Origin of the sequence: Micromonospora sp. NPDC048986, from assembly GCF_040649335.1 — a bacterium.
GTDB classification, from domain to species: domain Bacteria; phylum Actinomycetota; class Actinomycetes; order Mycobacteriales; family Micromonosporaceae; genus Micromonospora; species Micromonospora alfalfae.
Genome location: NZ_JBEZFJ010000007.1, coordinates 292,752 through 317,919 on the forward strand (window position 1 = coordinate 292,752; position 25,168 = coordinate 317,919).

A 25,168-nucleotide genomic window follows, 5' to 3' on the forward strand; every position below is an offset into this window, starting at 1 on the left:
GCGGCCCGGCTCAGTTCGGGCAGCCGACGGTGGCGGTCAGTCGGGTGGCGTCCGGGCCGATCTCGGCCAGCACCGTGACGGCACCGCTGCGGTACGCGTACACCGGGGGTTGGTCCAGCAGTGGAACGTTGCCGGCCAGCGGGGCGAGCGCGGCGGTCGAGGCCGCCGGGCCGGGACCGTTCGCGGACCATGAGGTACGGGCGAGCCCGCCGCCCGGGCAGGGCGCGGTGACCAGCTCCGGCGCGGTGTCGCCCGGCCGGTCAAGGGCCTTCAGTGCGGCGGTCAGCGCGGCGGTCTCCGGGCCGGCGGCGCTGGCCGGAGCCGGCGTGTAGCCGACGCCGACCGGCCGGCAACCGGTGTCGACTACCAGTCGCACCCGGCCGTCGACTGTCGGCCGGCCCTCGACGGCCACGAACTCTCCGGCGTCGGCGCGCAGCTCGGGACCGTCCACCCCGGGCCCGACCCCGGCCCGCCAGCTCGCCGGCAGCCGCTCGGCGATGCCGGCCAGCACTGCCTTCTCGTCACCGGTGGCAGCGAGCACCCCGACCTCGCGCCGCAACCTCGCCCCGTCGGCGAACGGGGTGACCCGGCAGCCGGACGCGACCCGTGCCGGGCTCAGTTCCAGCAGACCGGCCGCACCGGCCGCGCGAGCCAACTCGCCGACCGCCCGGTCGACAACCGGGCCGGCCTGATCGAGGGAACGCTGTTCACGCACGGTCGGCGGGTCGTTCCGCACCGACATCCAGGTGAGCCCGGCCAGCAGCACCGCCCAGGCCACTGTCACCGCCAGCAGCCAGCGCCGCCGCGACCGGGCCGGTGTCGGCGCGGCGGGGCCGGCCGAAGAGGCCCAACCCGTCTGCACAGCACCGCTCACCCGGCAATGGTGTCACGTGCCCGCCGCCGGGCCGGCGGCGGAGGCGGTCGGCCCGGCGGAGCGTCTGCGGGTCAGTGGTCGTTGGGCCGGGGCGGCGGGTCGAGCCGGTAGCCGACGCCCCGCACCGTGTGCACCTGCGGTCCGCCCGGCAGGCCCCGCAGCCTGCGACGGAGCCGCTTCACTGCTGATTGCAGCGCCGCGGTCTCCGCGCCACCCAACGCAGAGGCGCAGAGGCGTTCGTAGCTCCACACCACCAGCGGTGGGCCGATGAGCACTGTGAGCAACTCCCGTTCGGTGGGGGTCAGCGGGAGCACCTCGCCGCGCCAGGTGACCCGGTGTCCGGCCCGGTCGACGACCAGTTCACCCCACTTCACCAGGCCCCGCGCCCCGGTGAGCGGAAGGACTGTGGGACTGATCGGCGCCGGACCCGTCGGCGACGACAACAGTTCGCGCAGCTCGGTCAGATCGGAACAGCTGAGCACCGGGGCGTGCCCGTCGAGTTGGCTCAGCACCCGCTCCCGCAGCGACATGTCAGTGCCCACGCAGAGGACGATGGGGACCGCTTCGTCGGACCCGCCGCTTTCATCCCTGAAATTCACCAGTAGATAGTGACGCACGCCGATGGATTTCGGCACCCGCTCCGGCGCGCTGCGAAGAAACGACCGGGGCCAGCCACCCCCGGAAGGGTGACCGGCCCCGGTCGATCAGAGCAGTGGGTCAGGCGACGGTGACAGCCACCTCGTTGACGCCTCGGCCGGCAGTGACAGCGGTGTCGCCGTTGCCGTGCCGGGACAACGCCCGCAGCGTCCAGGAACCCGGCGCGGCGAAGAACCGGAACTGCCCGGCGGCCGAGGTGACCACCTCGGCGGTGAACTCACCGGTCGAGTCGAGCAGCCGGACGTACGCGCCCGGCACCGGCTCGGCCTCGGCGGACCGGACGATGCCGGTGATGACGGTTTCCTTCTCCAGGTCCAGGCTGGCCGGCAGCGGCGCGGCCTGGTCCGGTGCGGCGCAACCCGCGGCGGTGGGAAGCGTCATGATCAGGCCTCCCCGGGTTCGTCGCCGAGCGCGACCGGCACACCGACCAGCGAGCCGTACTCGGTCCAGGAGCCGTCGTAGTTCTTGACGTTGCGGTGACCCAGCAGCTCCTGGAGCACGAACCAGGTGTGCGACGAGCGCTCACCGATCCGGCAGTACGCGATGGTCTCCTTGCCGTCGTCGAGCCCCGCGTCGCCGTAGATCCTGCGCAGCTCGTCGTCGGACCGGAAGGTGCCGTCCTCGTTGGCCGCCTTGGACCACGGGACGCTGATCGCGGTGGGGATGTGGCCGGCCCGCTGCGCCTGCTCCTGCGGCAGGTGGGCCGGGGCGAGCAGGCGACCGGCGAACTCGTCGGGGCTGCGCACGTCGACAAGGTTCTTGGTGCCGATCGCGGCGACGACCTCGTCGCGGAAGGCCCGGATGGAGGTGTCCGGCTCCTGCGCTACGTACTGGGTCGCCGCTCGGGACACCGCGTCGGTGACGAGCGGGCGGGCGTCCAGTTCCCACTTCTTGCGGCCGCCGTCGAGCAGCTTCACGTCACGGTGGCCGTAGAGCTTGAAGTACCAGTAGGCGTACGCGGCGAACCAGTTGTTGTTGCCGCCGTACAGGATGACGGTGTCGTCGTTGCTGATGCCCCGCTCGGAGAGCAGCGCCTCGAACTGCGTCTTGTTGACGAAGTCCCGGCGGACCTGGTCCTGGAGGTCGGTCCTCCAGTCAATCTTGATGGCACCGGCGATGTGGCCGGTCTCGTAGGCCGAGGTGTCCTCGTCGACCTCGACGAAGACGACGCCCGGGGCGTCGAGGTTCTTCTCGGCCCACTCGGCCGAAACGAGTGCGGTGTCGCGACTCATCGAATCACTCCCTGGTGAGGATGGATGGTGAGCCAACGCGCGCGAATCGATGTGTGTAACTGTCGCACCACGCGCGGGACCCAGCGGAAGGACGGGATCACGGGTTCGTGCGACGGCGCCGCTGCCGGGCGTTCGGTGGGATAACCGGAGGGTGCGAGAACCCTGTGCCGGTGGCCGCCGTCAGGCGGCCGGAGACAGCCCCGCCGTCAGATGACGGGGCGACACAGGCAGGTGGCCACGCGACACAGGTCGACCGCGCGCCGTTTGGTGAGGTGGGTCCCCATGGCCAGGGAGCCTACCAGCCAGTGACCGTGCTGCCACTGGGCCGACCAGCATCCGGGAATCGCCGGGATCGCCGAGGATCTCGGCGTCCCACAGCGCCTCCGGCGTCAGCCAGCGGAGTTGATCGGCACGTTCTTGGCGTCGGCGGTGACCGCCAGCCCTTCCGGCAGTGGACGGACCTCCCGGACCGCGAGCTGGAACGGCAACTCCGGCAGGGGCACGTCGATGGAGATGCTCTTGGCGTAGTTGCTCAGGAAGGCCCGAGCCAGCGGGAGGTTCGGCAGACCAGCGGCGTCCAGGTCGTTGAACCGCAGGGCGACGGCGCCGTTGTCGGCGACTGTGACGTCGGCGGTGCCGCTGATGGTGAGCTTCTGACCGAGGATGTCGGCCGGGGCCTTGACGGTCAGCTTGCCGTTCTGCTCGCCGAGGGTGAGACCCGGGCGGTTGAGCAGCGCGGCCAGACTCTCGTAGCTGATCGTGCCGGCACCGTTGACGGTGTCCGCCACGACGTCACCCTGGCCGGTGCGCAGGGTGTCCAGCGAGGCCCGAACGTCGCGGGCGGTCACATCGAGCACCGGCAGCCGAACGGCGTCGCCCTCCACCGATGCCTGCACGTCCCGCAGGTTGATGGTGATCCGCTGGTAACGGCCATCCAGCACCTGGGTGAGGAACGGAGTGCCGCCCACCTCCACCTCAGGTGCGGCGGACTGCGCGCCCTGCTTGGCGATCTCCTGGCGTACCCGGTCGCCGATCATCCGCTCGGCGACCCCGACCGCGACCCGGTCGGCGACCACCAGCAACCCCGCCAGCAGCAGGAGCAGCACGAACAGCCCGATGAGCAGCTTGCGGCCACGCCGTCGGGGTCGCGCCTGGTCCACCGGATAGTCCTGCGCCACGCCGCCTCCTGTCTCCGCCCGTCGCGCCGCGACGGATCGTTCGTACCGACGCCGCAGGGCGGCGCACCAGTAGGTACCCGACCGGCTCAGCGCTCAACCGCGACTCAGAGGAAGAGCATGCACATGGCGTACGCGGTGGGCGCCGCCAGGGCGAAGCCGCCGAGTGGGCCCTGCATGTGCCGGGCCACCCACATCGTGGGCGGTTCGCCGGCCATCAACCGGCCCGCCTCCGCGTACCCCACGGCGAGGTCGGAGAGGACGGCGGTGACCGCCGCCACCAAGCCGATCACGGCGGCCCGGGTCGGCGTGAAGGGAGCCACCAGGTAGCTGCCGAGCAGGGCGCTGGTCAGCGTGCCGACCATCGCGCCGGCCACCACGCCGGCCGCGCCCCGGGGCACCTGCGGTGCGAGCCGGGGCCAGGGCAGCACGGCGTCGGTGAGCCGGGCGACGGTGAGCGCGACGCCGCTCGCGGTCAGGCAGACGGTGATCGCCTGAGTGCCGGCCGGGATCCGGCTGAGCACGATCAGGGTGCCGAAGGCCACCACCCCGACCACGATGAGCAGCGTGGAGCCGAGGGAGTCGGTGACCCGGACCCGGTCGACCCGACGGACCAGCTGACCGAGCACCGCGGCGAGGAACCCACCGGCGGCCAGGTAGCCCAGCGGCGCCAGGCCGGCGACGTCGGTCTGCACCGCGGCGATGTCGACGAACGCCGCGACAGCGGCGCTGATCCCGGCGACCACCAACAGCGCGGGCGGTCGCATGGCCATCGTCCAGGCCAGCACGAACAGAAGTTGGACGCCGAAGATGATGAACGCGAACGGCAGCCGGTGACCGGGGCCCGACGTCTGTGCGCCGAGCACCAGGCCGACACCGAGCAGCGCGGCGAAGCCGGCGATGGTCAGGGCCAGTTGACGGTGCACAGCGACCGGAGGAATGACCTCCTCGTCCGGCTCGTCGATCTCGTCTTCGGATCGGCGGGCCGGCTCGCCGGCGCGACGGGCCCGGCGCGGCCCACCCCGTTCGCGGCGGTCGCCGTCGGTGGTGGCCGGACCGGTACGCGGCGCGGGCGGTTGGCCGCGCGTCGCTGCGGCGGCCGGACCCGGTTGGGGCCCAGCGGGCCACGATTCGCGGCCGGCCTCGGGCGAGGTGGAGGGAAACACGACCCGATCGTGCCAGACCGGCGGCCCGACGCGGTGGGCACGGGTTTCAGCGACGTTAAAATCCGCGCCACGATCAGGGGCAAGCTAGACAAACAGGAAATGGCCTGACGGCGCGGCCGAGGCGATCGGTTAGGCTCAACGCGTTACCCGCCCGTCAGCGACGCCGGGACCACGCAATTTCTCAGCGCACTCCTTGATGGGTGCGACTGGTCGCGTGCGGCCTCGCGCCGCCGGGACGGAGGTGATCGTGGAGATCCTGCTGCTGGTGACCGCGCGCGCAGGAGAACCGTCGGCTGTGCTGCCGGCGCTCGACCTGCTGCCGCACTCGGTCCGCACCGCGCCGCGTGATGTTCGCACCCTGGTCGCGGGCCCCAGCCCGGACGCGGTGATGGTGGATGCCCGATCGGAGTTGAGCGAGGCCCGGGCGACCTGCCGGATGTTGCACGCCACCGGGCTCGGCGTGCCGTTGGTCGCGGTGGTGACCGAGGCCGGCCTGATCGCACTCAACGCCGACTGGGGCGTCGACGACGTCATCCTCGCCTCGGCCGGCCCCGCCGAGGTCGAGGCACGGCTGCGGCTGGCGGTGGGCCGGCTCAGCAACGCGACAGCTGGCGCGGGTGGCTCGATCCGGGCCGGCGAGTTGACCATCGACCCGGACACCTACGCGGCCAAGCTCAAGGGCCGTCCGCTCGACCTCACCTACAAGGAGTTCGAGCTGCTGAAGTTCCTGGCCCAGCACCCGGGCCGGGTGTTCACCCGGGACCAGCTCCTGCGCGAGGTCTGGGGCTACGACTACTTCGGCGGCACCCGCACCGTGGACGTGCACGTTCGGCGACTGCGCGCCAAGCTCGGCTCGGAGTACGAGTCGATGATCGGCACCGTCCGCCAGGTCGGCTACAAGTTCGTCGTTCCGCCGTCGCGGTCGCTTCCCGAGGCTGAGCACGCGCCAGTGTCTGTCTGATCCGGAGACCACTCCGGGCGATTTCCCATATGCCCTTTTTGCGCGGCTTGGCAGCTCTATTCTGACTGCCGGGTTTGTCTGAGAAAGGGGCGACGGTGCGCGCACTGCACACGGGGGCGACGGGCCGGCGTGACCGGCAAGCCAGGCGGAAGTCGTGATGCGGGGCAACTCCACCGCGCGGGCGGCGGGGATCGTGACGCTCGTGGTGGCAGGGCTGCTCGGCTCCGCGTACGTGCTGGGCCGCAGCCTCGTCCCCGACCAGACGCCTCGGCACTCCACCGGTGTCACCACGAGCGCCGACGGACCGCACTACGCCGACCAACCGAGCGTTGGCGAGCCGAACGGAGTCCCGAGCGCCAGCGCAAGCGCGACCGAGACCGGCCCGGCCGAGACCGGCCAGGACGGGTCCGGCCGGAACGCCGGAGACGACAACCTGTTCGGCGCGCACGCCACCACCGGCACCCCGCGGCTCGCGCTGACCTTCGACGACGGGCCGGACCCGCGCTACACACCGCAGGTCCTCGCCCTCCTGCGCGAATACGACGTGCGCGCCACGTTCTGCGTGGTCGGTGAGAACGCGCAGAACCACCCCGACCTGGTCCAGTCGATCGTGGACGGCGGGCACACCCTGTGCAACCACTCCTGGCACCACGACGTCGGCCTGGGCGCCCGGTCGGCCGACGCCATCCGCTCCGACCTCCTGCGCACCAACGCGGCGATCCGGGCGGCGGTGCCGAACGCGCCGATCGTCTGGTACCGCCAGCCGGGCGGAGCCTGGACGTACCCGGTGGTGTCGGTGGCGCGGCAGCTCGGCATGACCCCGCTGCACTGGTCGGTGGATCCGTCGGACTGGGAGCTACCCGGCGCCAGCAAGATCACCGCGACGGTGCTGAGCCAGGCCGAACCGGGCTCGGTGGTGCTGCTGCACGACGCCGGCGGGGACCGGCAGGGCACGATGGAGGCGCTGCGCCGGATCTTGCCCGACCTGACGGCCCGGTTCGAGCTGGAGGCACTGCCCACCGACCCGACGTGAGCCGCGGCTTTACGGCGACGCTCCGGGCGTAACCACAGGCAACGGATACGGTGGCGGGATGAGCAGCGCGGAGCCGACCAGCGACCAGGTGACCCGGAGCGACCAACTGGCGGCGGCGGAGATCGCCGACGTACTCGCCCTGGCCAGCGCCGCAGGTGACACGGACGGAGCGGACCCGCTCGACGAACACGTCCTGCTGCGGCTGCGCGATCCCGACGCCCCCGCCGTGCATCTGATCGCCCGCGCCGACGACGGCACCCTCACCGGGTACGCACACCTGGACACCAGCGACCCGGTCGGCGGGATCGGGGTGGAGCTTGTGGTGCACCCCGCGTACCGGCGGCGGGGCACCGGGCGGGCGCTCGCCCGGGGCGTACTCGCCTCGGCCACCGGGCCGCTGCGGGCGTGGGCGCACGGCGACCACCCCTCGGCCGCCGCGCTCGCCGTCGACCTCGGCTTCGCCCGCGCCCGGGTGCTCTGGCAGTTGCGCCGGCCGTTGGCCGCCCCGCTGGGTGAGCCGCGCCTGCCCGACGGCGTGGCGCTGCGCGCGTTCCGGCCCGGGGCTGACGACGCGGCCTGGTTGGCCCTCAACGCACTGGCCTTCGCCGAGCACCCCGAACAGGGCCGGTGGACGTCGGACGACCTGCGGGTCCGCCTCGCCGAACCGTGGTTCGACCCGGCCGGTTTCCTGCTCGCCGAGGAGACCGCCACCGGCCGACTGCTCGGCTTCCACTGGACCAAGGTGCACGAGCGGCCGGGGTCGGCCCGGATCGGCGAGGTGTACGTCCTGGGGGTGGAGCCGACCGCGCACGGTGGCGGTCTCGGCCGGGCCCTGACCACTGCCGGGTTGGCACACCTGCGGGACAAGCGTGGCCTCGACCGGGTGATGCTCTTCGTGGACGACTCGAACACCGGGGCCGTCGCGCTCTACGAGCGGCTGGGCTTCGCCCGCTGGTCCGCGCACATCAACTACCACCTGGGCTGAGCTGCGGCCGTCGCTCCGACCGCGTCACCGGTGGGTAACGGCCGCGCATCGGCGGGATAACGCCGAACCGGAAATATACCCATACTTCCGACAGGTGTACCCGGGTTCACTTAACGGACAACTCACCCTCGGCAAGCGGTCACCTCAGGGGCCGTACGTGTTCACCTTGCGTTCACTTGCGACCGGCGAACCGGCTACCTGGCACTTCTAACTTTCGTGTCAGCCGGTCAGTGCCGGCCCTCGGGCCCCGGGATCGGGGCGCCAAGTCAGACGCGAAGGGAAACCCCTCAGGTGAAGCTCCAGCGGTACGGCACTATTGCCTGCCTCGCTCTTGCCGCGACGCTCGGCCTCAGTGCATGCGGCTCGGACAACAACGAGCCCGCCTCCGGCGCGAGTGCTTCGGGCTCGGCCGCCGCGGTCGACTGCGCTACCGGCACGCTGAACGCCCAGGGCTCGTCGGCGCAGAAGAACGCCATGGCCGAGTGGATCAAGGCGTACCAGCAGAAGTGCCAGGGCACCACGATCAACTACGAGGCTTCCGGCTCGGGCGCCGGCATCCAGGCGTTCATCGCCGGGACCGCCGACTTCGCCGGTTCCGACTCCGCGCTCAAGCCGGAGGAGCAGCCGCAGGCGGACGCCAAGTGCGTCGGTGGCAAGGCCATCCACCTGCCGATGGTGATCGGCCCGGTGGCCGTCGCCTACAACGTCAGCGGCGTGGACAACCTCCAGCTCAAGCCGGCCACCCTGGCGAAGATCTTCGCCGGCAAGGTCACCAAGTGGGACGACGCCACGATCAAGGCCGACAACCCGGAGGCCAAGCTCCCGGCGACCACGATCCAGACCGTCCACCGCTCGGACGAGTCGGGCACCACCGACAACTTCACCAAGTACCTCTCGAAGACCGCCGAGAGCGACTGGACCCTGGGCAACGCCAAGGCGTGGAAGGCCCCGGGCGGCACCGGTGCCAAGGGCTCGGACGGCGTGGCCAGCAAAGTCAAGGGTGCGGACGGCGCCATCGGCTACATGGAGTGGTCGTTCGCCGAGAACGCCGGTCTGAAGATGTCGAAGATCGGCAACGGCAACGGCGAGTTCGCCGCGCTGACCGCCGAGGCGGCCGGCAAGACCATCGCCGGCGCTGCCGTCGAGGGTCAGGGCGACGACCTCAAGCTGAAGATCGACTACAACACCAAGGAGGCCGGGGCGTACCCGATCGTCCTGGCCACGTACGAGATCGTCTGCAGCAAGGGCCTCGCGGCCGACAAGCTGAAGCTGGTCAAGGGCCTGCTGGGCCACGCCGCCAGCGCCGAGGGCCAGGCCTCTCTCACCGAGCTGGGCTACGCCCCGCTGCCGGAGACGGTCCGCACCAAGGTCGAGACCGCGGTCAAGAACCTCTCCTGACCCGATTCCACACCTCCGCAACCGAATCGAGCGAGCAGATGGGTGAAACCCCTCACCGCTCGGCCGACGCCGGCACCGGCGGGACGCGCGTGACCCAGAGTCACGAGTGGCCCGCCGGTGCCTCGGCGCGTGTGGCCGAGGCACCAGTCAGCACCCGTTCCCCGGGCGGCACCGGGCTGGGCGGCGGCGGCGCGCTGCCGCGCAGCCGTAGGTTCGGCGCCGAGCGGGCCTTCCGCGGCCTCACCCTGGCCGCCGGCACCGCCGTTCTGGTCATCATCGCCGCCATCGCGATCTTCCTGGTCGCCAAGGCGGTGCCGGCCCTACGCGCCAACACCGAGAATTTCTGGTCCTACGAGGGCTGGTCCCCCAACGAGACAGCGCCGAAGTTCGGCATCGGTGCGCTCGCCTTCGGCACCGTGCTCAGCTCGGCGCTCGCACTGCTCATCGCGGTGCCGGTCGCGCTCGGCATCGCGCTCTACCTCTCGCACTACGCGCCGCGCCGGTTGGGCACCGCGCTCGGCTTCCTGGTCGACCTGCTGGCCGCCGTACCGAGCGTGGTCTTCGGCCTCTGGGGGCGGGACGTCTTCAGCAGCCCCGTCCGGGACTTCTCGGTCTGGCTGAACCAGCACTTCGGCTGGATCCCGCTCTTCGGTGGCGACGGCCCGTTCGGGGCGTCCGTCATGCTCGGCGCCCTGGTGCTAGCGATCATGGTGCTGCCGATCATCACCTCGCTCTCCCGCGAGGTGTTCCTCCAGACGCCGACGGCGAACGAGGAAGCCGCCCTCGCCCTGGGCGCCACCCGTTGGGAGATGCTCCGCACCGCGGTGCTGCCCTACGGCCGTCCCGGCATCATCGCCGCGATGATGCTCGGCCTCGGCCGGGCGCTCGGCGAGACCATCGCCCTGGCGCTGACCCTCGGTATCACCTTCGGCATCTCGTTCAACCTGATCCAGAACGGCGGCAACACCATCGCCGCCAACATCGCCAACGCGTTCGGCGAGGCGAACGAGACCGGCCGCGGCGCGCTCATCGCCTCCGGTCTGGTGCTGTTCACCATCACGCTGATCGTCAACATCACGGCGCGGGCGATCATCTACCGCCGCCGGGAGTTCACGGAGTCGGCCGCATGACCACAACCGCTACCTCCCACCGCACCCGGCCGCCGACCCAGCCCGACTCGCTGCGGGCCAAGCGGCTGCCCTGGTACGCCGCCCCGGCCATCGCCGTGGCGGCCCTGGCGCTCTCCGCCGTGATCGTCTACGGCACCAGCATCGGCGGCCCGGTCCTCGTGGTCGTCCTCGCCGCGATCCTCTACCTGGTCGGGCTCTTCGCCGCCGCCAACGCGGTCGAGGGGCGCCGATCGGCCCGCAACCGCACCTGGAGCGCACTGATCCACTCCGCCTTCGTGCTGGCGGTGCTGCCGCTCGTGTCGGTGGTCTGGACGCTGGTCAGCAAGGGCGCCGACCGACTGGACGTCAACTTCTTCCAGACCTCGATGAACAACATCGGGGCCCGGGACGCCAACGGCGGCGCGTACCACGCGATCGTCGGCACGCTGGAGCAGGTCGGCATCGCCGCACTGATCACCGTCCCGCTCGGCGTTCTCTGCGCGATCTACATCGTCGAGTACGGGCGGGGCAAGTTCGCCTTCGCGATCCGGTTCTTCGTGGACGTGATGACCGGCATCCCGTCGATCGTCTCCGGCCTCTTCGTGCTGGCGTTCTGGGTGCTGATCGTCTCGCCCTGGTTCAACGACGGTCGGCCCAGCTTCTCCGGCTTCGCCGCCGCGCTCGCGCTGAGCGTGCTCATGCTGCCCACCATCGTCCGGTCCACAGAGGAGATGCTCCGCCTCGTACCGGCGCCACTGCGCGAGGGCGCGTACGCGCTCGGCGTACCCAAGTGGAAGACCATCCTGCGGGTGGTGCTGCCGACGGCGCTGCCCGGCATCGTCACCGGCGTCATGCTCGCCATCGCCCGCGCGGCCGGTGAGACCGCGCCGGTGCTGCTGGTCGCCGGCGGTGGCGCCGCGATCAACACCAACCCCTTCGAGAACAACCAGTCGTCGCTGTCCCTCTTCGTCTACCAGCAGGCTGGCGACGCGTCGAAGTACGCGCCGGCACGGGCGTGGACCGCGGCACTCACCCTGGTCGCCCTCGTCCTCATCCTGACGATCGCGGCGAAGCTGCTGGCCCGTCGCAACAGGCTCAGCCGATGAACCCCGGAGGTACCACAATGGCCAAGCGCGTCTCCGCCTCGAACGTCACCGCGTACTACGGCGGCTTCAAAGCGATCGAGAACATCAACCTGACTGTCGAGCCGAAGACGGTCACCGCTCTCATCGGACCGTCCGGCTGCGGCAAGTCGACGTTCCTGCGGTCGATCAACCGGATGCACGAGGTGCTGCCGGGGGCCCGGGTCGAGGGCAGCCTGACCATCGACGACCAGGACATCTACGACCGGGACGTGGACGTCACAGCGGTCCGGCGCACCATCGGCATGGTCTTCCAGCGGCCGAACCCGTTCCCCACCATGAGCATCTTCGAGAACGTGGTGGCCGGGCTGAAGCTGAACGGGGTCCGCAAGAAGTCGATCCTGGAGGACGCGGCCGAGAAGGCCCTGCGCGCCGCGAACCTGTGGGGCGAGGTCAAGGACCGGCTGGGCAAGCCCGGCGCGGGCCTCTCCGGCGGTCAGCAGCAGCGGCTCTGCATCGCCCGGACCATCGCGGTCGAGCCTCAGGTCGTCCTGATGGACGAACCGTGCTCCGCCCTGGACCCGATCTCCACGCTGGCGATCGAGGACCTGATGTTCCAGCTCAAGGACAAGTTCACGATCATCATCGTGACGCACAACATGCAGCAGGCCGCCCGGGTGTCGGACCGGACCGCCTTCTTCTCGATCGAGAAGACCGGCGACCCGGGCCGGCTGATCGAGTACGACAACACCCAGAAGATCTTCAGCAACCCGAGCGTGAAGAAGACCGAGGACTACATCACCGGCCGCTTCGGCTGAGCCGACCCTGCCGAGCGAGATCCCGTCGATCTTGCAGTTTCGGTTGTCGACATGGGTGGGATACCCCATGTGTCGGGACAGAAACTGCAAGATCGCGGGGCGGGGCGGGGGGTCAGCCCAGGACGAAGCGGGGTTCGCCGTTCGGGGGCAGGTCCAGGCGCGGGGTGACCGGCGTGGCGGCGTCCCGATCGGCCGCCGCCCGCGCCACCCCGGCCAGGTCGCCGGCCGCCGCCACCTGGGCCAGCGTGACCACTGTCGGTGGCAGCATGGTCAGCTCGCCGGCCCGCGCGCGGGCCAGCGCGTCGGCCGGCCGGATCCACAGCGTGTGGTCGGCCTCGCCGGAGACGTCGCGGGTCCGCTGGCCCGCCGGCAACAGGGCGATGAAGAAGTACGTGTCGAAGCGGCGCGGCTCGAACTCGGGAGTGATCCACCGGCTCCACGGCAGCAGCAGGTCCGACCGGAGGGTGAGCTGACGGTCGGCGAGCAGCGCCGCGAAGCCCAGCCGTCGCCCCTCCAGGTCCTGCCGGGCCGCCTCCCAGTCGTCGCCGCTGACGTCGCCCACAACGGTTTCCCGGTTCGGACCGGCGAGCAGCACGCCGGCCTCCTCGAAGACCTCCCGGGCGGCGGCGCAGACCACCGCCTGCGCGGCCTGCGGGGCCACCCCGAGCCGGTCCGCCCACTCGGCGGGGGTCGGGCCGGCCCAGTCCAGGTGCGCCTCCGAGTCGGAGCGGTCCACCCCGCCGCCGGGGAAGGCGTACATCCCGCCGAAGGTCATCGCGGCGACCCGGCGGATGACGTACACCTCGAAGTCGGTGTCGGTCGGACGCAGCAGCAGCACGGTGGCCGCGACCCGCGGCGTGGCCGGGGTGCCGCCCTCGGCCTGGAACCGGCGGGCGTGCTCGACCAGGGCGGCCGGGGCGGCGAAACCGTCGCTGTCGATCGTCATGCCCGCGAGCCTAGTTCCCCGACCAACCGGCGCCGGCTCGCCCGCATCGCCCGCACGCTTCCTGCGCTCTGCTTCAACCCAGGCGACAAGGATGTCCGGTCACTATTGCGTCGGTTGAAGCAGCGCAAAGGGCGTGGGTACGGGTGGTCGTCCGACGGGCGCGGCTCTCGCCCGGGCGCGGCTCACTGCGGGGCGGTCAGGAACGCTCCGGGTCCCGCCGGATGAACTGGCTGGCTACCGGGCAGCGGGCGGTTCACCTGGCTCGGTTAGCGTTCCGGCATGACTCGTTGGGGCATCCTGGCCACCGGCCACATCGCCAGCCGTTTCGCCGAAGACCTCCGGCTGGTGCCGGACGCCGAGTTGGTGGCTGTCGGTTCCCGCGCCGTGGAGAGCGCGCGGCGCTTCGCCGACACGTACGGCGCGAAGCGCGCCTACGGCTCCTGGGTGGAGTTGGCCGCCGACCCGGAGGTGGACGCGATCTACGTGGCGACGCCACACTCCGCGCACTACGAGGCGGCGATGACCTGCCTCACCGCCGGGCGGGCGGTGCTGTTGGAGAAGCCGTTCACGCTCGACCTGGCCACCAGCACCGAGTTGGTGCAGACTGCCCGCGCGGCCGGGGTCTTCCTGATGGAGGCCATGTGGATGCGGCTGAATCCGATGATCCTGCGGGTCGTCGAGCTCATCGCGGACGGGGCGATCGGCACCGTGACCGGCCTCCGGGCCGACTTCGGGGTGGCCGGGCCGTTCCCGCCGGAGCACCGGATGCGCAACGCGGCGCTGGGCGGGGGCGCCCTGCTCGACCTGGGGATCTACCCGATCAGCCTGGCCCACCTGCTGCTCGGGGTGCCGCAGCACATCAGGTCCTGGGCACAGCTCGGGCCGGAGGGCACTGACGAGAACACCGGCATGCTGTTCGGCTACGACACCGGCGCGCTGGCGACCCTGAGCTGCGGCATGGTCGGGTTGAGCGGGCAGACCGCCTCGATCACCGGCACCACGGGGCGGATCGACCTGCCGGAGCCGTTCTTCCGGCCGGGTTCGGTGACAGTGCACCGGGCCGGCGCGGAGCCGGAGACGATCGTCGCCGACGGGGCCGGCAACGGCTACCAGTACGAGGCGATCGAGGTGCAGCGCTGCCTGGCCGCCGGCCTGACCGAGAGCCCTGTGGTACCGCATGCCACCACCCTTGAGGTGATGACACTGCTGGACACGGTCCGCGAGCAGATCGGCGTGCGCTACGTCTGAACGGCGACAGGGCCCCCGGCCACGGTCTCGCCGTAGCCAGGGGCCCCTTGCGGAAACTCAGCCGAAGAGCGGTCGGACCAGCAGGTACGTGACGCACGCGATCAACGCGGCGGCCGGGAACGTGATGATCCAGGCGAGCACGATGTTGCCGGCCACGTTCCAGCGGACGGCGGAGAGCCGCTTGGTCGCGCCCACACCCATGATCGCCGAGGTGATCGTGTGGGTGGTGGAGATCGGCGCCTTCAGCACCAGGGCGTTGAAGTAGAGCACCGCGCTGGCGACGGTCTCGGCGGCGAAGCCCTCCGGCGGCCCCAGATCGATGATCTTTCGGCCGAGGGTACGGATGATCCGCCAACCGCCGGCGTACGTGCCGAGGGCCAGCATCGTCGCCGAGGTCCAGAAGACCCAGCCCGGGATGTGCGTCTTGCTCTCCTGGAAACCACCGGTGTAGAGCGCCAGCACCACGATGCCCATGGTCTTGGCGGCGTCCTGCATGCCGTGGCCGACCGACATGGCGGCCGCCGAGGCGGTCTGCGCCCAGCGGAAGCCCCGGTTGAGCTTGCCCGGCTGCCCCTTCCGGAACAGCCACAGGATCGCCAGCATCAGCAGGTAACCGAGGGTGAGGCCGACGATCGGCGACAGCACCATCGGCAGCAGCACCTTCTCGCCGATGTTGCCCCACTGCACGATGCCGCCGGTGGACAGCAGGGTCGCGCCGACCAGGCCGCCGAAGAGCGCGTGCGAGGACGACGACGGCAGACCGAAGTACCAGGTGATCAGGTTCCAGGCGATCGCCCCGAGCACCCCGGCGAAGACCACCCCGAGGCTGTTCACCCCGGTGGGGAGGGTGACCAGACCGTCGCCGACGGTCTTGGCCACGCCGGCGCCGAAGTGGGCGCCGACGAAGTTGCCGACAGCGGCGAGCCCGAGGGCGATCCGAGGTGTCAGTGCCCGCGTGGAGACGCTTGTGGCGATCGCGTTGGCGGCGTCGTGGAAGCCGTTGGTGTAGTCGAACGCCAAGGCCACCGCGATCACCGCCAACACGGCGATGAGTTCAGGGGACACCGGCTCAGGACTCCTTGACGGCGATGGTCTCGACGGTGTTGGCCACGTGCTCGAAGGCGTCGCAGGCGGCCTCCAGCTCGTCGGCGACCTCCTTCATCTTCAGCACCGTCAACGCGTCGTACTCACCGGAGAAGAGGCGGACGAGCAGCTGCCGGTTGATCCGGTCGCCCTCGTTCTCCAGCCGGTTGCACTCGATCCAGTAGTCCTCAAGATCCTTCATCGACTTGAGCCGGGGCATCGCGTCGGCGGTCAGCTTGGCCTGCTGGTCGAGCACGTTGACCATCTCGTGCAGCTCGCGGGGCAGCGCCGGAAGCTCGGTCAGCCCGTACAGGTAGAGCAGATCGCCGACCGCTTCCAGGTGGTCCATCACGTCGTCCAGCAGCGAGCCGAGCCGGTAGATGTCCTCCCTGTCGAACGGGGTAATGAAGGTCGAGTTGATCTTCTTGTACAGATCGTGGGTGATCTGGTCGCTGTCGTGCTCGACCTCGGTCAGCCGCTCGCTGACGGACTGCACGTCCACGCCGGGCAGGGCCAGCTCGTTGAGCAGCGCGGTGCCCCGGACCAGGTTCTGCGCGGCCCTGGTGAAGAGCTCGTAGAAGGCGCCCTCGGTGGGGCGGAAGGAAAACTTCACAGCACAGACCTCGTCGCGTCGGTGGAAGGGTGGCGGTGCCCGAGAGCGCCCGCTCGGTGAATGCTAGAAAACGGCAGAACCGGGAATTCGCCGGCCCACCCCTGGCCAGGCACCATTCACCGGTCGTTCACCTGCCGTTCATCTCGGCCGCCCCACCCGCACCCACTCCCCCAGCCAGCAGGCGCTTACGCTCCCGCGACACGTCGAAATCGGCAGCCGGATACCCCAGTTCGAGCGTGTCGAACGTCTCACGCAGCAGGTGGGCCACCGCCCAGTCCCGGTACCACTTGCGGTCCGCCGGCACCACGAACCAGGGTGCGGCGTCCGTGTCGCACCGGCCCAGGGCCTCTGCGTACGCGGCCTGGTAGTCGTCCCAGTGCCCTCGCGAGTCGATGTCGGAGGGGTTGTACTTCCAGTGCTTGCGCGGGTCGGTGAGCCGCTCCATCAGGCGCTTGCCCTGCTCGGCGTACGAGATGTGCAGCATCACCTTGATCAGGGTGACGCCGCCGCCGGCCAGCTCCTGCTCGAACGAGTTGATCTCGTCATAGCGGGCTCGCCAGGTCGTCTCCGGCACCAGCGAGCCGACCCGGGCGATCAACACGTCCTCGTAGTGCGAACGGTTGAACATCCCCACGTACCCGGGCGGTGGCAGCTCCCGGCGAATCCGCCAGAGGAAGTCGTGCCGCAGCTCCTGGCGGGTCGGCGGCCCGAACGAGCGGATGTGCAGGCCCAGCGGGTTCATCGCGCCGGCCACCCGCTTGATCGTGCCGTCCTTGCCGCCGCAGTCCATTGCCTGCAGCACCAGCAGCACCCGGTGCGCCGGCCGTTCCGACCCGGTCTTGGCCATCGCGAAGAGCATTTCCTGCTGCCGGCCCAACTCGTCGCCGACCAGCTCCACCTGCTCCCGCGCCCAGGTCTTACGGTGCTCGCCGCGGCCCGCGGGCTCCGGCAGGCCGGGCATGGACCGCGGATCGATCGCGCCGAGATCCACCGGCGCGGTGACGCGCAGCAGGTCCCGCACGGAACCGCCGTCCGGCGCCACGATCTGCCCTTGCTGGGGTGCGCTCATGCACGGATCATCGCCCACCCACCGCGGTTCCGCCCGCCGAGAGTCACCTCCTGGTCCCGACCCGCTGCCCGGCACCACGCGGTCCCCACCCCACCGACAGCATCGGCCGCCCCGGGCCGTTCCGGGGCTGCCGGCGCGGCCCCTCGGCGGGAGGATGTAGGCCGGGAACGCCGACCGGAAGGGGTGGTGGGTCGTGCGGGAGCTGGCGACGGAGTTCGAGGCCGAGCGGGGCCGGCTGCTCGCGGTGGCCCACCGGATGCTGGGCAGCCGCAGCGAGGCGGAGGACGCGGTGCAGGAGACCTGGCTGCGCTACGCCGGGGCGCTGGCCGACCCGGCGGCCCGCGCCGAGATCCGGGACCTGTCCGCCTGGCTGACCACCACCTGCGCTCGGATCTGCCTGGACGTGCTCCGCTCGGCCCGGGTCCGCCGGGAGGCGTACCAGGGGCAGTGGCTGCCGGAGCCGGTGGTGAGCCCGTTGGGCGGCCGGCCGACGGCCGACGGCTACGCGCCAGACCCGGCGGAGCGGGCGGTGCGCACCGACGAGATCGGCACGGCGCTGCTGGTGGTGTTGGAGCGGCTCGCGCCGGAGCAACGGGTCGCCCTCGTTCTGCACGACGTGTTCGCGCTGCCGTTCGCCCAGGTCGCGGGGGTGCTCGGCAGCACCGAGGTGGCGGCCCGACAGCTCGCCTCCCGGGCCCGGCGGGCGGTCACCTCGCCGGACGTACCCCGGCACACCGCCGACCCGGCCGAGCAACGCCGGGTGCTCAAGGCGTTCGTCGCCGCCACCGAGTCCGGCGAACTGGACCAACTGCTTCAGGTGCTCGCGCCGGACGTGGTCTTCGTCGGCGACTCGGGCGGGCACTTCCCGGCCGCCCGCTGGCCGGTGCTCGGCGCGGACTCCGTGGCTCGCCTTACGCTCGGCCTGTTCGGCCGGACCGGCCGGTACACCGACCGGGTGCTGGCTCGGCCGGTGCTCGTCGACGGCGTTCTCGGCCTACAGCTGGAGACGACGCACAGCGACGGGCGACCGATCCGCCTGGTCACCGCGTTCGCTGTCGACCAGGGCCGGATCACCGCCATCTACAACCAGCTCAACCCGGAGAAACTGACCGGCCTGCCACCGCTGGCGGCGGACGACGGCTGGCCGCCGCGCTGGTGAGCCGGCCCGGCCGGGCGTGCGGCCTCAGACCACCAGAGCCAACCACTTGCGGTACGCGGTGGCGAACGGCTCGGTGCCGTCGCCCAGGGCCCCCAACAGCCGCTGTGCCGCGGCCTCGGCCTCGGCAACCACGTCGTCCGGGTAGCCGAACCGGGCCCGGTGCTCGGCGAACTCGTCCTCGTCGAGCAGCTCCACCAGGCCGGTGGCCCGACGCCTGACGACGTCCAGGTCCAGGTCGATCAGGTGCACGGTGTCGTCGGACTCCCAGTGGGCCGGGGTCGTGATGTCGCAGTAGACCTCGCTGGTGCGGGGCGGGGGGTTGAACATGCCCGTCCACCAGGCGCGGTGTGGCACCAGCAGCACGAACGGGATCTTCTCCACCGACGGCCGGCCGTGGTAGACCGACTCGGTGCCCTCGGGCACGCCGAGCCAGACGCCGAGATCGTCCTCGGTGAGCCGGCGGGCCGGGTAGTCGCGGTGGGCGCTGCCGTCGTACTTGCGGTAGATCACGCGGACCATGTCGCTCGGCATGATTCGCACCCTAACCGATACAGCCCAACGCGTCGTAGCGCGGCCGTAACCGGACGGGGTCGGCCGCAACGCCCGCGCCGGTCGGCATCGCGCCACGCGGCGGATGGGCGCGGTCGGTGTCGGCGGCGCCGGGTACCGTCGCACGGTGACTCCGCCCCGCACCGCCACCGGTTCCGCCACCCCGTCGGCCCGTGCCAAGGGCCGGCGGCGGGGTGCCCGGCCCAGTGGCACCGAGCTGCTGGCGGCGGCGGTCGGCGCGGTGCCCGGCGGCGCTGAGCGCCCCGGCCAACTGCAGATGACCACGGCCATCGAGGAGTGCGTGGCCGGCGGCGAGCACCTGCTCGTGCAGGCGGGCACCGGGACCGGCAAGTCGCTGGCGTACCTCGCGCCGGCGCTCACTGTGGACGGCCCGGTGGTGGTCTCCACTGCCACCCTGGCGTTGCAGTCCCAACTGGTCGACCACGACCTGCCCCGGCTCGCCGACGCGGTCGAGCCGGTGCTCGGCCGTCGACCCACCTTCGCCGTGCTCAAGGGCCGCCATCACTATCTCTGCCTCGCCCGACTGGACAACTCCACCGAGGAGGAGCCGGAGGACACCCTCTTCGACGCCCCCGCGGCGCGTCCCGGCGGCGGGACGAAGTGGCTCGGTGAGGCGGGCCGGCTAGGCAAGCAGGTCGAGCGGCTGCGCGACTGGGCCGAGAAGACCGCCACCGGCGACCGGGACGAACTGGACCCGGGCGTCGACGACCAGGCCTGGCGGCTGGTGTCGATGCCGGCCCGCGAGTGCGTCGGCGCGGCCCGTTGCCCGTTCGGGCAGGAGTGCTTCGCCGAGGCTTCGCGGGCCCGCGCCCGGGAGGCCGACATCGTGGTGACCAACCACAGCCTGCTCGCTGTCGACATGCTCGCCGACCGGCACATCGTGCCGCCGCACAAGTTGCTCATCGTCGACGAGGCGCACGAGTTGGCCGACCGGGTCTCCTCCGCCGCGCAGGCGGAGCTGGTGCCGGAGCTGATCGACCGGACCACCCGGCGGGCCCGTACGCTGCTGCGCCCGGAGACCGCCGAGGCGCTCACCGCCGCCGGCGACGCCCTGGCGGTCGGGCTGGCCGAGGCGCCGGCCGGGCGGATCACCGCGGGGCTGCCGACGCCACTGCGGGAGGCGTGCACCCTGCTCGACGCGGCGACCCGCTCCGCCCTGGACGCGATCGGCGACATCAAGTCCGACGACCCCGACCCGGTCCGCAAGCAGCAGGCCAAGGCCGCCCTGGACGAGCTCTCCACCACCGCGCAGCGGCTGCTGGAGGAGGGCGACCACGACGTGGCCTGGGTGGAGAAGAACGACAGCGGCAACCGCCGAGCACTTGTGGTCGCGCCGCTGTCGGTGGCCGGCACCCTCGCCACCCACCTGTACGACGAACGCACCGTCGTGGCCACCTCGGCGACCCTGGCGCTGGGCGGCCGGTTCGACACTGTCGCCCGCGCCCTCGGGCTGGACGCGCCGCCGCCCGCCCCGCCGACTCCCGCCGCGGCCGCACTGGCCGCCCGCACCGGCCCCGGCCGGCCGGCCGCCGAGGCGCCGGGCCGTCGCGTCGCCGGCGACGTCACCCCGAACGCCGTCGTCCCGGCCACCGAGGGCCCCGGTTGGCGGTCACTCGACGTCGGTTCGCCGTTCGACTACGCCCGGCAGGGCATCCTGTACGTCGCCGCGCACCTCCCCCGCCCCAGCGTCTCCGGGTTGCCCGAGGCGGCCGGAGAGGAACTGCTCGGGCTGGTCGAGGCGCTCGGTGGTCGTACTCTCGGGCTCTTCTCCTCCCGGCGGGCCGCGCAGCAGGCGGCGGAGCTGTTGCGCGCGCGGACCGACCTGCCGGTGTTGCTTCAGGGTGAGGAGGCGCTGCCGCTGCTGGTGCGCCGCTTCCGCGAGGAGCGCGCCAGCTGCCTGTTCGGGGTGATGTCGCTCTGGCAGGGAGTGGATGTGCCGGGTGACGCCTGCCAGCTCGTGGTCATCGACCGGCTGCCCTTCCCCCGCCCGGACGAACCGCTGGCGGCGGCCCGCGCGGCGGCAGTCGACGCGGGCGGCGGTTCCGGCTTCGCGGCCGTCAGCGTGCCGATCGCGGCGGTGCGGCTGGCGCAGGGCGTGGGCCGGCTGATCCGGGCGACCGGCGACAAGGGAGTGGTGGCGGTGCTCGACTCCCGGCTGGAGACGGCCCGAGGGTACGGGCCGTTCCTGCGCCGCTCGCTGCCCCCGTTCTGGTACACGACCCGCCCGGAGGTGGCCCGGGGCGCCCTGGAGCGCCTGGCCAAGTCCTGACCCGGGCCGGACCCGCCTCAAGATCGCGCTACAACAGGGAAAGAGTGGCTTCCCGCTGGCGGGAGGCCACTCTTTCCAGGATCGTGCGTGATCTTGTGGTCGGCGGGACGCGCGGCGCGACGGGCGGGTCTAGGGGGCCTGGGAGGCGACGACCACCGCGTCGGGCGGGGTGTCCGGGACCCTGCGGGCGGCAAGCCGGCGGACCGCGGTGTTCAGCACCGCGATGAGCGGCACTGACACCAGCGCGCCGGTGATGCCGGCGAGTACGACACCGGCGGCGATACCGATGATCACGGCGAGCGGGTGGAGGGCGACCGCCCGGCCCATGATCAGCGGTTGGAGCACGTGCCCCTCGATCTGCTGCACGCCGATCACCGCGCCCAGGATGATCAGCGCGGTCACCGGGCCGCTGTCGACCAGGGCCACCAGCACCGCCACGCCGCCGGAGAGCGCCGCACCGACGATCGGGATGAACGCGCCGAGGAAGACCAGGGCGGCCAGCGGGAAGGCGAACGGGATGTCGAAGGCGACCAGGAAGATGCCGATGCCGACCGCGTCGATGAACGCGACCAGCACTGTCGCGCGGACGTAGGCGACAAGCGTCTGCCAGGAGGCGCGGCCCGCGTCGTCGACCTTCCACCGGGCGGCCACCGGCAGCAGTCGGACCAGGAAGCGCCAGATCCGGTTGCCGTCGCGCAGGAAGAAGAACGTCGCGAAGAGCACCAGCAGCGTGCCGGTCAGCACCTCGGCCAGGGTCGCCGCGGTGCTCAGCGCGCCGCTGGTGAACCTTGAGGTGTTGTTGTTGATCCAGGCCTGCGCCTCGTCGATGTACCTGTCGAGCTGGGTGTCGGAGAGGTGCAGCGGGCCCGTCTTCAGCCAGTTCTGGATCTGCCGGACACCCTCCGACGACTTCTCGCTCAGCTCCGGCACGCCGCGAATAAACTCGTTGACCACCAGCGTCAGCGTGCCGATCACCGCTGCCAGACCGCCGACAAGCACCACCGCCGTCGCCAGCGACCGGGGGAACCGGATCCGCAGCAGCCAGCCCACCGCCGGGGCGAGCAGCGCGGAGAGCAGCAGCGCGATGGCCAGCGGAATGATCACGATCTTGACCGTGCCGACGATCCGCAGCAGCGCCCAGGCCACCACGCCGATCACGATCAGTCGCCAACACCAAGCGGCGGCGATCCGCAGCCCGTGCGGAACGTCGGCGTCGTCCCGGCTGGAGGTGGAGCTGTGCAGATCCACCGGAGGTTCCGCGCCGTAGACAGTGGCGCTCGCCGGCGCGGTCGGCCCCGGCACAGCCGGCGACGCCACCCGGGCCGCCTCCGACGTGTCGTTCAACGCATCACTGGAAACGCCCTCGTCGGCGCGCGCCGACTCATGTCGTGACTGGTAGGCGCGGCGAAGCCGCCCGCGTACCCGCTCGAAGCGGCTCAAGCGCACCTCCTGGCAGAAAACCCGGCCCGCCGACGGCGACAGGTCGGACAGCATACGTCCGTTCCCGACACCGTAGGGCGGTTCCGCCACACAATGCCCCGACCACCTCCGGCGTAACCACCGGCCGGGCACCATCGGCCACACGGTAGCGTCTGCGACGTGACCGCCGACAACGATCTCGACGCCGGCCTGCCGATCCGCCTGCTGCACGACCGCGTGCTGGTGCGGATGGAGGGCAGCGAGGGCGAACGCCGCTCCACCGCTGGCATCGTCATCCCGGCGACCGCCGCCGTCGGCAAGCGCCTCGCCTGGGCCACGGCGGTAGGCGTGGGGCCGAACGTCCGCGCCATCGTCTCCGGCGACCGGGTGCTCTTCGACCCGGACGAGCGCTCCGAGGTCGAGTTGCACGGCCGCGGTTACGTGCTGCTGCGGGAGCGGGACGTACACGCCGTGGCCGCCGAGCGGATCGAGAACGACTCGACCGGCCTCTACCTCTGACGCACCTCCCCCGGCCACCAGGCCCCGTCGCGCACCGTTTGCCCAGCCGCACGACGGGAAGCCATCCGGCGACCGTGGCCCTGGGGAGGGACGATGCCGGTATTCGTGAAGAAGCTGTTGACCTGGGGCAGTGTCGCGTTCCTGATCTACTTCATGGCCTTTCGGCCGGACGGCGCCGCGCAGATGTTCCGGGCGATCGGGGCCGCGCTGATCGCGATGTTCCAGGGCCTCGGTGACTTCCTCACCTCGCTGATGACCTGAGCCGCACTCCTGGTCAGCCGGCTCTCACTGGTGCGTCGGCGGCCAGGGCGACGCCGGGCGCAGGGCGGGCCAGCCGGGCGGGGTGTACCCCACCGGAGCCGGGGCGGGAGCCAGCACCACCGGGATCGGCACCACCGGCTCGTCCGGCGCATCCACCGCGCGCCGCGTGCCGTCCGGGAAGCGCAGGTGGTAGCGGCTGCCGTCCCAGACCCCCGCCGGGGCCTGCGGGTCCCGACCCACGAAGAACGACCGGTACTGGGTGATCGCCTCCAGCAGCTCCCGCTCCTCGCGGACGGTTCGCTCCTGGTCTGCGGGTTTGCGGTCCAGGCCGCGCAGCGCCCCGTCGCGCAGCAGGGCCAGCCGGGTCGCGGCGGACTGGTAACCCCGCATCGACCGCACCCCGGCGTCGCCGGCCACCCGCCGCGCCCAACTGCGGGCGGCGTGCCGTCGGCCGAGACTGCTCAGGGCCGCCACCTCGGGTGGGCTGAGCCAGCCGGCGCGTACATAGTCGGGCAGGACCCGCTCGGTGAGCCGCCCCTCCCAGGCGCGCAGCCACAGCGCCAGCCCCACGGTGCCGAAGAAGACCGGCACCATGAGGCCCAGGAAGCCGTACAGCATGATCATGGCTTCGCCGGTGGCCTGGGTCAGCGTGGGCAGCAGGTTCCACGTGCCGTGCAGCATCATCGCCAGCAGCAGGCCGGCGATCGGGGCGAGCACCCGGATGCGCCGGTCGGCCGTCCGGGAGGCGATACCCAACCCCACACCGGTCATCGAGGTGAAAAGGGGATGGGCGAACCCGAACAGCAGGATCCGCAGAATGAAGATCGCGATGACCTGCTGGATGCCGGTGGCCGGGCCGTACCGGTCGGCGCCGGCCGCGTACCCCAACCCGCCCAGGTAGAGGATGTTCTCCACCATCGCGAAACCGACCGCGGAGAGCCCGCAGTAGACCAGGCCGTCGGTGATCCCGGACCACTCGCGGCGACGGAACACCAGCAGCAGGATCGGCCCCAGCGCCTTGGTCAGCTCCTCGATGAACGGCGCCACCAGCACCCCGGTGAGCGCGGACGGCAGGCCCCAGTCGGCGAAGCGGTTGGCCGCGAAGTCGTTGACCGTGAGCGAGGCGGCGGTGGAGACGAACGCCCCCCAGGCGAAGCAGAAGATCAGATACTTCAACGGCTCCGGTTCGTAGCGGTCCAGCCAGAGGAAGCAGGCGACCAGCACCGGCACCGGCAGGATGGCGGCGAGCACCCCGATCAGCAGGGCCTGCACACCGAGCGACTGGCCGAGCGTGAAGACCATGAAGACCGCGCACGCCGCGATCAACAGCACCACCCCGGCCAGCGCCAGGAACCGCCGCCAGCCCAGTCGGCGCAGCGGCATCCGGGGCGTCTCACCCATGGGCGGGACGGCTGACGCAGGCGGGGCGGCGGGCGACTGCGGCAGCGGTGAACCGGGTGGGGTGTCGGCCATGCGGTCAGCGTAGCCATCCGCCGCCGGCTGGTTCGGTCGCATCGGTAGC

General features: G+C 71.6%; 26 protein-coding genes. 12 read left to right on the forward strand and 14 right to left on the reverse strand.

The genetic code is table 11. The features are described 5' to 3' along the window. Positions 1 to 10 precede the first annotated feature (10 nt). The 7 genes from AB0B94_RS17105 to AB0B94_RS17135 form a co-directional block, all read right to left on the reverse strand. Complete coding sequence (locus AB0B94_RS17105; RefSeq protein WP_357280086.1) at positions 11 to 778, reverse strand: hypothetical protein; 768 nt, start codon at positions 776 to 778, stop codon at positions 11 to 13. Between the two features lie 167 nt (positions 779 to 945). After that, entirely contained in the window at positions 946 to 1,404 is a 459-nt protein-coding gene (locus tag AB0B94_RS17110; protein WP_357280089.1) for a winged helix-turn-helix domain-containing protein, read from the reverse strand. Between the two features lie 187 nt (positions 1,405 to 1,591). Further along, positions 1,592 to 1,912 carry a DUF1416 domain-containing protein gene (locus AB0B94_RS17115; RefSeq protein ID WP_091402852.1) on the reverse strand — a complete coding sequence of 107 codons (321 nt, stop codon included), beginning with the start codon at positions 1,910 to 1,912 and terminating at the stop codon, positions 1,592 to 1,594. 2 nt (positions 1,913 to 1,914) lie between these two features. Then, on the reverse strand, positions 1,915 to 2,763 hold the full coding sequence (locus AB0B94_RS17120) for a sulfurtransferase (RefSeq protein ID WP_357279835.1): 849 nt from the start codon (positions 2,761 to 2,763) through the stop codon (positions 1,915 to 1,917). A gap of 206 nt (positions 2,764 to 2,969) precedes the next feature. Further along, the gene (locus AB0B94_RS17125; RefSeq protein ID WP_310503780.1) at positions 2,970 to 3,047 is read right to left on the reverse strand and encodes an Ms5788A family Cys-rich leader peptide; all 78 of its coding nucleotides are present in this window, start codon (positions 3,045 to 3,047) and stop codon (positions 2,970 to 2,972) included. Between the two features lie 105 nt (positions 3,048 to 3,152). Further along, the gene (locus AB0B94_RS17130; protein WP_357279839.1) at positions 3,153 to 3,941 is read right to left on the reverse strand and encodes a DUF2993 domain-containing protein; all 789 of its coding nucleotides are present in this window, start codon (positions 3,939 to 3,941) and stop codon (positions 3,153 to 3,155) included. Positions 3,942 to 4,045: 104 nt separating this feature from the next. Continuing rightward, entirely contained in the window at positions 4,046 to 5,104 is a 1,059-nt protein-coding gene (locus AB0B94_RS17135) for a hypothetical protein (protein WP_357279843.1), read from the reverse strand. Positions 5,105 to 5,345: 241 nt separating this feature from the next. On the opposite strand from AB0B94_RS17135, the gene AB0B94_RS17140 reads away from it, so the two are divergent. The 7 genes from AB0B94_RS17140 to pstB all read left to right on the forward strand — a co-directional run bounded on the left by AB0B94_RS17140 (position 5,346) and on the right by pstB (position 12,490). Next, positions 5,346 to 6,065, forward strand: a complete 720-nt coding sequence (locus AB0B94_RS17140; protein WP_357280093.1) for a response regulator transcription factor — start codon at positions 5,346 to 5,348, stop codon at positions 6,063 to 6,065. A 157-nt stretch (positions 6,066 to 6,222) separates the two neighbouring features. After that, positions 6,223 to 7,098, forward strand: a complete 876-nt coding sequence (locus tag AB0B94_RS17145; protein ID WP_357279846.1) for a polysaccharide deacetylase family protein — start codon at positions 6,223 to 6,225, stop codon at positions 7,096 to 7,098. Positions 7,099 to 7,156: 58 nt separating this feature from the next. Beyond that, positions 7,157 to 8,083, forward strand: coding sequence for a mycothiol synthase (gene mshD / locus AB0B94_RS17150; protein WP_357279849.1), 927 nt, complete (start codon positions 7,157 to 7,159; stop codon positions 8,081 to 8,083). A 291-nt stretch (positions 8,084 to 8,374) separates the two neighbouring features. Continuing rightward, the gene (gene pstS, locus AB0B94_RS17155) at positions 8,375 to 9,481 is read left to right on the forward strand and encodes a phosphate ABC transporter substrate-binding protein PstS (RefSeq protein ID WP_238666993.1); all 1,107 of its coding nucleotides are present in this window, start codon (positions 8,375 to 8,377) and stop codon (positions 9,479 to 9,481) included. Between the two features lie 38 nt (positions 9,482 to 9,519). Further along, on the forward strand, positions 9,520 to 10,611 hold the full coding sequence (gene pstC / locus AB0B94_RS17160; protein WP_357279854.1) for a phosphate ABC transporter permease subunit PstC: 1,092 nt from the start codon (positions 9,520 to 9,522) through the stop codon (positions 10,609 to 10,611). Continuing rightward, entirely contained in the window at positions 10,608 to 11,696 is a 1,089-nt protein-coding gene (gene pstA / locus AB0B94_RS17165) for a phosphate ABC transporter permease PstA (protein WP_357279859.1), read from the forward strand. The genes pstC and pstA overlap by 4 nt, the downstream gene beginning before the upstream one ends. Positions 11,697 to 11,713: 17 nt before the next feature. Beyond that, positions 11,714 to 12,490, forward strand: coding sequence for a phosphate ABC transporter ATP-binding protein PstB (pstB, locus tag AB0B94_RS17170; RefSeq protein WP_112584183.1), 777 nt, complete (start codon positions 11,714 to 11,716; stop codon positions 12,488 to 12,490). Between the two features lie 112 nt (positions 12,491 to 12,602). On the opposite strand, the gene AB0B94_RS17175 is transcribed toward pstB, so the two are convergent. Beyond that, positions 12,603 to 13,436: an NUDIX hydrolase gene (locus AB0B94_RS17175; protein ID WP_357279862.1), complete on the reverse strand. Its 834-nt coding sequence runs from the start codon at positions 13,434 to 13,436 to the stop codon at positions 12,603 to 12,605. A gap of 279 nt (positions 13,437 to 13,715) precedes the next feature. On the opposite strand from AB0B94_RS17175, the gene AB0B94_RS17180 reads away from it, so the two are divergent. Further along, positions 13,716 to 14,684, forward strand: coding sequence for a Gfo/Idh/MocA family oxidoreductase (locus AB0B94_RS17180; protein WP_238666997.1), 969 nt, complete (start codon positions 13,716 to 13,718; stop codon positions 14,682 to 14,684). 57 nt (positions 14,685 to 14,741) lie between these two features. Here AB0B94_RS17180 and AB0B94_RS17185 read toward each other — a convergent pair whose 3' ends face one another. The 3 genes from AB0B94_RS17185 to AB0B94_RS17195 form a co-directional block, all read right to left on the reverse strand. Then, positions 14,742 to 15,749, reverse strand: coding sequence for an inorganic phosphate transporter (locus tag AB0B94_RS17185; protein WP_091402868.1), 1,008 nt, complete (start codon positions 15,747 to 15,749; stop codon positions 14,742 to 14,744). Positions 15,750 to 15,753: 4 nt separating this feature from the next. Beyond that, complete coding sequence (locus AB0B94_RS17190; protein ID WP_053655020.1) at positions 15,754 to 16,380, reverse strand: DUF47 family protein; 627 nt, start codon at positions 16,378 to 16,380, stop codon at positions 15,754 to 15,756. A gap of 127 nt (positions 16,381 to 16,507) precedes the next feature. After that, positions 16,508 to 17,449, reverse strand: coding sequence for a PPK2 family polyphosphate kinase (locus AB0B94_RS17195; protein WP_357279871.1), 942 nt, complete (start codon positions 17,447 to 17,449; stop codon positions 16,508 to 16,510). A gap of 193 nt (positions 17,450 to 17,642) precedes the next feature. Here AB0B94_RS17195 and sigJ point away from each other — a divergent pair, with 193 nt between their 5' ends. Next, complete coding sequence (sigJ, locus tag AB0B94_RS17200; RefSeq protein ID WP_357279874.1) at positions 17,643 to 18,608, forward strand: RNA polymerase sigma factor SigJ; 966 nt, start codon at positions 17,643 to 17,645, stop codon at positions 18,606 to 18,608. Positions 18,609 to 18,632: 24 nt separating this feature from the next. Here sigJ and AB0B94_RS17205 read toward each other — a convergent pair whose 3' ends face one another. Further along, positions 18,633 to 19,139, reverse strand: coding sequence for a DUF402 domain-containing protein (locus AB0B94_RS17205; protein ID WP_357279879.1), 507 nt, complete (start codon positions 19,137 to 19,139; stop codon positions 18,633 to 18,635). A gap of 103 nt (positions 19,140 to 19,242) precedes the next feature. Between AB0B94_RS17205 and AB0B94_RS17210 the strand changes: the two genes are divergently transcribed. Continuing rightward, the gene (locus tag AB0B94_RS17210) at positions 19,243 to 21,447 is read left to right on the forward strand and encodes an ATP-dependent DNA helicase (RefSeq protein ID WP_357279884.1); all 2,205 of its coding nucleotides are present in this window, start codon (positions 19,243 to 19,245) and stop codon (positions 21,445 to 21,447) included. 129 nt (positions 21,448 to 21,576) lie between these two features. Here the strand turns inward: AB0B94_RS17210 and AB0B94_RS17215 are convergent, their stop codons facing one another. Then, complete coding sequence (locus tag AB0B94_RS17215; RefSeq protein ID WP_357279889.1) at positions 21,577 to 22,941, reverse strand: AI-2E family transporter; 1,365 nt, start codon at positions 22,939 to 22,941, stop codon at positions 21,577 to 21,579. A 105-nt stretch (positions 22,942 to 23,046) separates the two neighbouring features. Here AB0B94_RS17215 and AB0B94_RS17220 point away from each other — a divergent pair, with 105 nt between their 5' ends. Together AB0B94_RS17220 and AB0B94_RS17225 are read left to right on the forward strand one after the other, a co-directional pair. After that, positions 23,047 to 23,385 (forward strand): co-chaperone GroES, encoded by a 339-nt coding sequence (locus tag AB0B94_RS17220; RefSeq protein WP_091402887.1) that lies wholly within the window; start codon positions 23,047 to 23,049, stop codon positions 23,383 to 23,385. A gap of 93 nt (positions 23,386 to 23,478) precedes the next feature. Further along, a complete protein-coding gene (locus tag AB0B94_RS17225; RefSeq protein WP_167337262.1) occupies positions 23,479 to 23,646 on the forward strand; it encodes a hypothetical protein in 168 nt (55 codons plus the stop codon). A gap of 24 nt (positions 23,647 to 23,670) precedes the next feature. Here the strand turns inward: AB0B94_RS17225 and AB0B94_RS17230 are convergent, their stop codons facing one another. Continuing rightward, positions 23,671 to 25,161 carry a PrsW family intramembrane metalloprotease gene (locus tag AB0B94_RS17230; protein WP_357279892.1) on the reverse strand — a complete coding sequence of 497 codons (1,491 nt, stop codon included), beginning with the start codon at positions 25,159 to 25,161 and terminating at the stop codon, positions 23,671 to 23,673. Between the last annotated feature and the right edge of the window lie 7 nt (positions 25,162 to 25,168).